Below are 640 nucleotides of genomic sequence, written 5' to 3' on the forward strand. Positions count from 1 at the left end.
CCACCTCGCGCAAAATACTGAACGCCGTTTCCAGCTCGAACTTGAAGGCGATCTGCTTTTCTGGGCGTTCCTTGCGGAGATCGGACATGTCCGTCTCCACGTCCTTTACCACAAGGCCGTCTATGTCAAAGGGAAGCTTTTCCCTATCGGCGGTTATTTTTTCACGGTAGGCGATTATTTCCTTAGCCGTGGTAAAGAACTTTGTTTCCGTGGCGTTAAAGCCCCGCTCTTTCAACCATTTGATTTTTTGCAGTTCGTCCTTGAAAAACCCGTCGTCGTTCGAAGCGGAAGCGTCATAAACGATTACTTCCAAATCCTCACAGCCTTCGCCGTCCTTTTTACGCATAATACCGTTGGCGGCGTTTCTGCAATTCGCCTTAGACGGATATTTGCCTTTCCAGACGTCGTGGGTCATAATAACCTCGCCCCTAACGCCGCCCGTAAATGAAACGTCTAATTTTTGAACGACCCCGCCCATGCGCAGGGCGTTGCCGGTAATCTCGTCGCCCGTGATTCCGTCGCCCCTTGTTACAGCCCGCGCAAGTTTGCCTTTTTCATACTGCAATTCAAGGCTCGCGCCGTCCAATTTATACTGAACGATAAACTTTTTTGTTAACCTGTTTTTTTTATCGGTTAACGA

General features: G+C 49.2%; 1 pseudogene. It reads right to left on the reverse strand.

Annotated elements, in window-relative coordinates:
• Nucleotides 1-586, reverse strand: a pseudogene (locus tag ACYVTD_RS15365) (DNA ligase (NAD(+)) LigA); the annotation flags it as partial.
• Nucleotides 587-640 lie beyond the last annotated feature (54 nt).

It is taken from the genome of Treponema sp. R6D11 (assembly GCF_054786075.1).